Raw genomic sequence first — 7,818 nt, 5'->3', positions numbered from 1 at the left:
GCCGGAGGGTGGGTTTGGAAGACATGATTTTTCTTTGTGTGCTTCACGCATGGGCCAGGGCAATTGGCGGAATCGCAACGCGAACCGAGCGGCCCGATCCCACCGTCATCCAGACGTTCCAGGCCATCACCAACATGCCGCCCAGGTACAACAGCCCGCCGATGAGGCGCACCACGTAGAAGGGATAGGTCGCCTTGACGCTCTCGACAAAGGTGTATGTCAGCGTGCCGTCGGCGTTGATGGCGCGCCACATCAGGCCCTGCATCACGCCGGCGATCCACATGGCGGCGATGTAGAGCACCACGCCGATGGTGGCGGTCCAGAAGTGCACCTCGATGGCGTTGACGCTGTACATCGTCGTGCGGCCGTACATCCGGGGGATCAGGTAGTAGAGCGAGCCCATCGAGATGAAGCCGACCCAGCCGAGCGCACCCGAGTGCACGTGGGCGATGCCCCAATCGGTGTAGTGGCTGAGCGCGTTGACGCTCTTGATGGACATCATCGGACCTTCGAAAGTCGCCATGCCGTAGAACGACAGCGCCACGATGAGGAAGCGCAGGATCGGGTCGTCGCGCAGCTTGTGCCATGCACCCGACAGCGTCATCACGCCATTGATCATTCCGCCCCAGCTCGGCGCCAGCAGGATGAGCGAGAAGACCATGCCGAGCGACTGCGTCCAGTCGGGCAAGGCGGTGTAGTGCAGGTGGTGCGGGCCGGCCCACATGTAGGTGAAGATCAGCGCCCAGAAGTGCACGATCGACAGGCGGTACGAGTACACCGGGCGCTCGGCCTGCTTGGGGATGTAGTAATACATCATCCCGAGGAATCCGGCGGTCAGGAAGAAGCCGACCGCGTTGTGGCCGTACCACCACTGCACCATCGCATCCTGCACGCCGGCGTAGACCGAATAGCTCTTCATCCAGCCCGCCGGCATCGACGCGCCGTTGACGATGTGCAGCAGCGCGACCGCGATGATGAAGGCACCGTAGAACCAGTTGGCCACGTAGATGTGGCGCACCTTGCGGCGGCCGATGGTGCCGAAGAAGACGATGGCATACGCGACCCAGATGACCGCGATGGCGATCGTGATCGGCCATTCGAGTTCCGCGTATTCCTTGCCGCGCGTGAAGCCCATCGGCAGGCTGATGGCGGCCGAGACGATCACCGCCTGCCAGCCCCAGAAGACGAACGACGCGAGCTTCGGTGCGAAGAGGCGAACCTGACAAGTGCGCTGCACCACATGAAAGCTGGTCGCCATCAAGGCGCAGCCGCCAAAGGCGAAGATCACCGCGTTGGTGTGCAGCGGTCGCAGGCGGCCGTAGCTGAGCCATGGCACGCCGAGGTTCATTTCGGGCCATGCGAGCTGCGACGCGATGATCACGCCGACCAGCATGCCGACCACGCCCCAGACCACTGACATCAAGGCGAACTGGCGGATGACCGTATCGGAGTAGGTCACCTCCGGGGTGTGGGTTGCTTGCATTCGGACTGCCTCATTCATTGGACTGACCGAGTGTTCCCAAGTGCAGCCGCAAGCACGTTGATGCAGATCAATCGTCGCGAAGAATCCGCTGCCCTTCGCGCTCCACGTCGTCGAATTGACCACTGTCGACGGCCCACCAAAGGCCGAAGAGGATGACCAGTGCGAGCACCACCGAAAACGGGATGAGCAGGAAAAGGATGTCCATTAGCGGCTGACTCCAGGTGCTGTCGCAGGACGTGCGGCAAGACGTCCGTCAGGCCTTGCGGCAAGGCGCGAAGCATTGCCGACCACCACCAGCGAGCTGACCGCCATGCCGACGCCTGCCAGCCAGGCCGGCATGAAACCGGCCAGCGCCAGCGGCACGCACAGCGCGTTGTAGCCAGCGGCCCACCACAGGTTCTGCCGCACCACGCACATCGTGCGCCGCGCCTGGGCGATGGCATCGGGAATCGACTGCAAGGCGCCGCCCATAACGATGAAGTCGGCCCGCGCCTGCGCGAGCGGTACCGCCCTGCCGAAGGCGAAGGAGGCATCGGCGCGGGCCAGCACCGGACCATCGTTGAGGCCGTCCCCCACCATGGCCACGCGGTGACCTCGGCCCTGCAAGATGCGCAGCACGTCGAGCTTGTCTTCAGGCCGGCAGTCGCCCTGCGCCGTCTGGATGCCGGCACGCTCCGCCAGGCTGCGAACCGCGGTGGCGCGGTCGCCGGAGAGCAGCTGCACCGCGATGCCCTGAGCCTCCAGCGCAGCGATGGCGCCGATCGCATCGCTTCGCAAGTTTTCGGCCAGAACGAAGCTGGCGAGCCAGCCTTCGTCGTCGCTCAGATGGACCTGGGCGCTATCGACATGCAAGGCAGCGACGTTGCAAAAAACGGCCGAGCCGAAGCGCACGGAGCGCGTGGGTTGACCGTGACCGTCGGTGCGACGCATGCGCGCTTCGAGCCCTTGCCCGCCGTGCTCGTGGAGTTGCACGATGTCCCAAGCCGGCGCCATGCGAAAGCGCTCTTGCCAGGCCGCCACCAGCGCGCGCGAAGCCGGGTGCAGCGACTGCATGCCGAGGGCAGCAGCGATCTCCACCGCGTCGCCCGGCTGCAGGCCTTGGCGGCAATAGACGCGGTCGAGCCGCGGCGTGTCGTCGGTCAGCGTGCCGGTCTTGTCGAAGACGACCGTGTCGACGGTGGCGAGCGCTTCGAGCGCCTGCAGCCGGCTCGACAGCACGCCGCCGCGCGCAAGTGAACCGGCACTCGCGAGCATCGCGGCCGGCGTCGCCAGCGACAGCGCGCAGGGGCAGGTGACGATGAGCACCGCGACCGCGGCCATCAGCGCCTTGCCATGGTCGACGGGCCACCAAAAAACCAGCGCACCGGCGGCAGCCGCCAGCACCAGCAGCAGAAAGGGTCGGGCGATCCGGTCGGCGAGCCGGGCCAGCCGCGGCTTGTCCACCGAAGCGCTTTCCATCAAGGCGACGATCTGCGCAAAGCGCGTGCTCGACCCCAGCGCGTCGATGCGCACCTGCACCGGCGCATCCAGGTTGTGGCTGCCCGCCAGAACCTGCGCACCGCTGGCGCGCGGCATCGGTCGCGACTCGCCGGTCAGCAGTGCCTCATCGACCGATGTGTCGCCCGCCAGCACCATGCCATCGCCGGGAAACGCCTCGCCGGGCAGCACCCGCACGACGTCGCCGACTGCCAGACGGCGCACCGCGATGCGCACGAAGTCGCCGTGGGCATCGCGCCGCTCGATGCTGTCCGGCAGCCGGTTCATCAGTGCCTCCAGCGCACCCGCGGTGCGGTCGCGCAGCCGGGCCTCGAGCCAGCGGCCGGTCAACAGAAAGAAGACGAACATGGTGAACGAGTCGAAGTAGACCTCGTGCCCGAGCGGACCGGTGGCATCGAAGGTGGCCGCCGTGCTCACCGCAAAGGTGATCAGCATGCCGAGCGCCACCGGCAGGTCCATGCCGACACGTCGCAAGCGCAGGTCTTGCCATGCGTTGGCGAAGAACGGGCTGCAAGAAAAGAGCAGCACGGGCAGCGACAGTACCCAGGAGGCCCAGCGCAAAAGCTGCATCGAATCCGGTGCGATGTCGCCGGCTTTTGCGATGTAGCCGGGGTAGGCGTACATCATCACTTGCATCATGCAAAACCCCGCGACCAGCCAGCGCCAGAGCGCTTTTCGGGCACTGCGTGCACGCTCGCCACGCGCAGCGATGTCGCCGGCCGGCACCAGCGGATAGCCGGCTGCTGCGGAGGCCTCGAACCAGTGCGATGGCAGCACGCTCGCAGGCGACCAGACGATGCGCGCGCGTCCGGTCGCGGCGTTGACCTGCACCTCGTGCACGCCGCTCACGCGCGACAACGCCGACTCGACCGCGAACGCACACGCTGCGCAGTGCATGCCCTGCACCACCACGCGCGACTCCCACAGTGCGCCGTCGAGCGACTGGCCGAACGCGGGCCATTCGGCCGGGTCGTCCAGCACCGACAAGTCGCTTGCGTCCGCGTTCATTCGGGCCATGGCGACAGCGGCGCCCATCGGGCCCGAAGGGAGTACAGCTTGCATGCGACGAGGCTAGCGCCGTGTGCCGATCGACCTGTTGATCTGCATCAAGGCGTGGCGTCACGGAGGCGAAGCTTGACGAGGGTCAAGATTTTCCCGAGGCGACCGAGGCACATTGAAAGTCCCGCCTCCTTTCGCGCCTTGCAACCTCAAGCCCTTCCGCAATGACTTCCATCGCCCTGGCACCGGACCTTCGAACTTCAGCGCACAGCGTCTCGGCCGAGATGCTGGCGCGCTTCGACATTGCCGGCCCGCGCTACACCTCGTACCCGACGGCCGACCGTTTCGTCGAAGCTTTCGGTGCCGATGACTACGGCGCGGCTGCAAGACAGCGCCGCCTCGGAGCAAGCGCACGCAGTCCCATCTCGCTCTATGTGCACATTCCTTTTTGCGCATCGCTCTGCTACTACTGCGCCTGCAACAAGATCGTCACGCGCCACGCATCGCGCGGTCGCGAATACCTGCGTTACCTAAGCAAGGAAATCGATTTGCATGTGGCGCGGCTCGGCCCCGGAACGCCTGTAAGCCAGCTGCATCTGGGCGGCGGCACGCCGACGTTTCTGAGCGACGAAGACCTGGCCGATCTCATGCGGATGCTGCGCGAGGCGTTCTCTTTTTCGCCTTCGGGCGAGTACGCGATCGAGATCGACCCGCGCACCGTCGACGCCGGCCGACTTGCCCACCTGGCGCGCCTGGGCTTCAACCGGCTGAGCTTCGGCGTGCAGGATTTCGATCCGGCCGTGCAGCAGGCGGTGCATCGGATTCAGCCCGCGAAACAGGTGTTCGACCTCGTCGCAGCGGCACGGCAGCTTTCGTTCCAGTCGATCAATGTCGACTTGATCTATGGGCTACCGCGGCAGAGCGTGGCCTCGTTCGACCGCACGCTGGCGCAGGTGTGCGAGTTGCAACCCGACCGCATCGCGCTCTATGCCTACGCACATCTGCCCGATCGATTCAAGCCACAGCGCCGCATCGCGACGAGCGACCTGCCGTACGCCGCGGTCAAGATCGACATGCTCTCGCGCTCAATCGCCGCACTCACCGAAGCGGGCTACGTCTACATCGGCATGGACCACTTCGCGCGCCCTGACGATGCGCTGGCCGTAGCCAAGCGCCAAGGTCGGCTGCACCGCAACTTTCAGGGCTACAGCACGCAGCCCGACTGCGACCTCATCGCGCTGGGCGTCTCCGCCATCGGACATGTGGGCGGCACCTACAGCCAGAACGCGAAGACGCTGGAGGAGTACTACGACCACCTCGACCAGGGCCGTCTGCCAGTCGTGCGAGGCCTGGGACTGTCGCGCGACGACGTGCTGCGGCGCGCGGTGATCATGGCGATCATGTGCCAGGGTCATGTCGACTTTCAGTCGATCGGCATTGCGCATCTCATCAATTTTCCGAACCACTTCGCCACGGAGCTGGCCGCTCTCGGACAGCTCGCGGCCGACGGGCTGGTGCAGGTCACCGACCACGATATGACCGTGACCGACAAGGGCTGGTTCTTCGTGCGCGCGGTGGCAATGGTGTTCGACCGCTACCTGCAAACCGACCGCAAGCGCGCGCGGTTCTCCCGGATCATCTGACGACGACCGGGCACCTTTGAAAAGACGATGACCCCATTTCTGGAAACAACGCCGGTATTCCGGCTCGATGTGCCCGCTTCAGAATCCGGTGCGACGTGCAGCGCCGACATGCTCGTCAGCCTTGCCGCCGCCTCGGGCCTGCGCAATTGGCACCTGAAGGGCCGCGAACTCATCCCGGTCGTGCAGGGCGGCATGGGTGTCGGCGTGTCCGCTGGCGGCCTTGCAGGCACCGTGGCCGGGCTGGGCGGCATGGGCACGATCTCGTCCGTCGACCTGCGCCGCCTGCATCCCGACCTGATGGCGCGCACGGTCGACCGGGAAGCCGAGGTCGATGCGGGCACGTGCATCGACGCCGCCAACCTGGAAGCGCTGGGCCGCGAGATCGCCAAGGCACGCACGATTTCCGGCGGTCGCGGCCTCATCGCGGTGAACGTGATGAAGGCGCTGACCTCCTACGAGGCCCTGCTTCGGCATGCGATGGCCTGTGGCGTCGATGCGCTCGTGGTGGGCGCCGGCCTGCCACTCGACCTGCCGGAGATCGCGCGCGAGCATCCCGACGTCGCGCTGATCCCGATTCTTTCCGACGCGCGCGGCGTTCAACTCGTGGTGCGCAAGTGGGAGAAGAAAGGCCGCTTGCCCGATGCCATCGTGATCGAGCATCCGCGTCTGGCGGGCGGCCACCTCGGCGCCGCGAAGATCGCCGACCTGACCGATCCGCGCTTCGACTTCGACGTGGTGCTGCCGCAGGTGCTGGCGTTCTTCAAGAGCGCCGGCATCGAAGGCCGCATTCCGCTGATCGTCGCGGGCGGCATCGGCAGCCTGGAAGACATCCGTCGCCTGCAGGGCCTGGGCGCTTCTGCCGTGCAGCTGGGCACCGCCTTTGCCGTGACCACCGAGTGCGACGCTAACATCGCATTCAAGCGCGTGCTGGCCGATGCAAAGCCTGAAGACATCGTGGAGTTCATCAGCACAGCCGGACTACCTGCGCGCGCGGTGCGCACGCCATGGCTGGAGAAGTATTTGCGGCTGGAGCCGCGGCTCAAAGACAAGGCGCACAAGAAAGAGCATTGCACGATGCGCTTCGATTGCCTGGCGCATTGCGGCCTGCGTGACGGCACCGCGACATGGGGCCAGTTCTGCATCGACAAGACGCTGGGCCACGCGTTGGAGGGGCATACCGATCAAGGCTTGTTCTTCAGAGGCGCGGGGCGCTTGCCGTTCGGGGGCGAGATCCGGCCTGTCGGGGAACTCATGCGGTGGCTGTTGGGGGGCATCCGGCCGACCGTGCCGACGGTTCGCTGACAGGCCAGGATGCAGCGGTGCCAAGTGCAGTGGCACCCACATCGGGGCTCCGATGGTGCAGACTGATCGCATGGACAAGCATTACCTCGCACCCCTCTTCACGCCAGGCTCGGTGGTCGTTTTCGCGGGCCGGACCGACGCTGCCGAAGGTCAGTCGCCGCAGGCCAGGATGCTGCGTCAGGCGCTCGACGCCGACCGCTTCACCGGCACGCTGCACTTTGTCGACATCCACACCAGCGGCACCCTGAAAGATCTTGCGCAGACGCGCGCCGACCTGGCGATCATCGCCCTGGCGCCGAGCGAGATCGGAGCGGCGCTCGAAATCGCGGCGCGCATCGGATGCCGCACCGCGCTCGTGCTGTCGACCGGCATCGGCGCCGAGCAAGCGGCTGAACTGGCGAAGGTGGCGCGGCACGAGGGGGTGCATCTTCTCGGGCCGAATTCGCTGGGCTTCCAGCGACCGCAACTGCATCTGAACGCGAGCACAGCCGGGCCGCTGGCCAAGGCCGGGCCGCTCGCACTGGTGTCGCAGTCCGGCGCGCTCACCGCGTCGATGCTCGACTGGGCGCGCAAGAACTCGGTCGGCTTCTCGAACGTCGTTTCGCTCGGCCCGCACACCTCGGTCGATCTGGCCGAGGTGCTCGACTTCTTCGCGCACGACGGCAGCACGCACAGCATCATCGTGTACATGGAGGGCATCTCCAACGCGCGCCGCTTCATGAGTGCGCTGCGGTCTGCCTCGCATGTGAAGCCCGTGGTGGTGTTGAAGGCCGGCCGCAAGCCTGCCGGCAACGAGGCGGCGCAGACGCACAGTGCGTCGATCGTCGGCAGCGACGATGTGTTCGACGCCGCCTTGCGCCGCGCCGGCGCGGTCCGTGTGCGCTCCTTCGTCGA

General features: G+C 66.2%; 5 protein-coding genes and 1 pseudogene. 3 read left to right on the top strand and 3 right to left on the bottom strand.

The genetic code is table 11. The features are described from left to right. Positions 1-43: 43 nt before the first annotated feature. The 3 genes from ccoN to QN397_RS26125 all read right to left on the bottom strand — a co-directional run bounded on the left by ccoN (position 44) and on the right by QN397_RS26125 (position 4,042). Entirely contained in the window at positions 44-1,483 is a 1,440-nt protein-coding gene (ccoN, locus tag QN397_RS26135) for a cytochrome-c oxidase, cbb3-type subunit I (protein WP_323502435.1), read from the bottom strand. A 67-nt stretch (positions 1,484-1,550) separates the two neighbouring features. Further along, the gene (gene ccoS / locus QN397_RS26130; protein WP_323496977.1) at positions 1,551-1,688 is read right to left on the bottom strand and encodes a cbb3-type cytochrome oxidase assembly protein CcoS; all 138 of its coding nucleotides are present in this window, start codon (positions 1,686-1,688) and stop codon (positions 1,551-1,553) included. Beyond that, positions 1,688-4,042 (bottom strand): heavy metal translocating P-type ATPase, encoded by a 2,355-nt coding sequence (locus tag QN397_RS26125; RefSeq protein WP_416352370.1) that lies wholly within the window; start codon positions 4,040-4,042, stop codon positions 1,688-1,690. Before QN397_RS26125 ends, ccoS begins: the two co-directional genes overlap by 1 nt. 161 nt (positions 4,043-4,203) lie before the next feature. On the opposite strand from QN397_RS26125, the gene hemN reads away from it, so the two are divergent. From hemN to QN397_RS26110, 3 genes and pseudogenes are all read left to right on the top strand, one after another. Continuing rightward, positions 4,204-5,622, top strand: a complete 1,419-nt coding sequence (hemN, locus tag QN397_RS26120) for an oxygen-independent coproporphyrinogen III oxidase (protein ID WP_323502434.1) — start codon at positions 4,204-4,206, stop codon at positions 5,620-5,622. Between the two features lie 108 nt (positions 5,623-5,730). Further along, positions 5,731-6,924 carry a nitronate monooxygenase family protein gene (locus QN397_RS26115; RefSeq protein WP_323502436.1) on the top strand — a complete coding sequence of 398 codons (1,194 nt, stop codon included), beginning with the start codon at positions 5,731-5,733 and terminating at the stop codon, positions 6,922-6,924. A 70-nt stretch (positions 6,925-6,994) separates the two neighbouring features. Further along, positions 6,995-7,818, top strand: a pseudogene (locus QN397_RS26110) (GNAT family N-acetyltransferase); the annotation flags it as partial.

This window comes from Variovorax sp. RTB1 (genome assembly GCF_035018765.1).
Taxonomy (GTDB): domain Bacteria; phylum Pseudomonadota; class Gammaproteobacteria; order Burkholderiales; family Burkholderiaceae_C; genus Variovorax.
The sequence above is the reverse complement of the archived record's forward strand: the minus strand, read 5'-3'. Positions and strand labels throughout refer to the sequence as shown.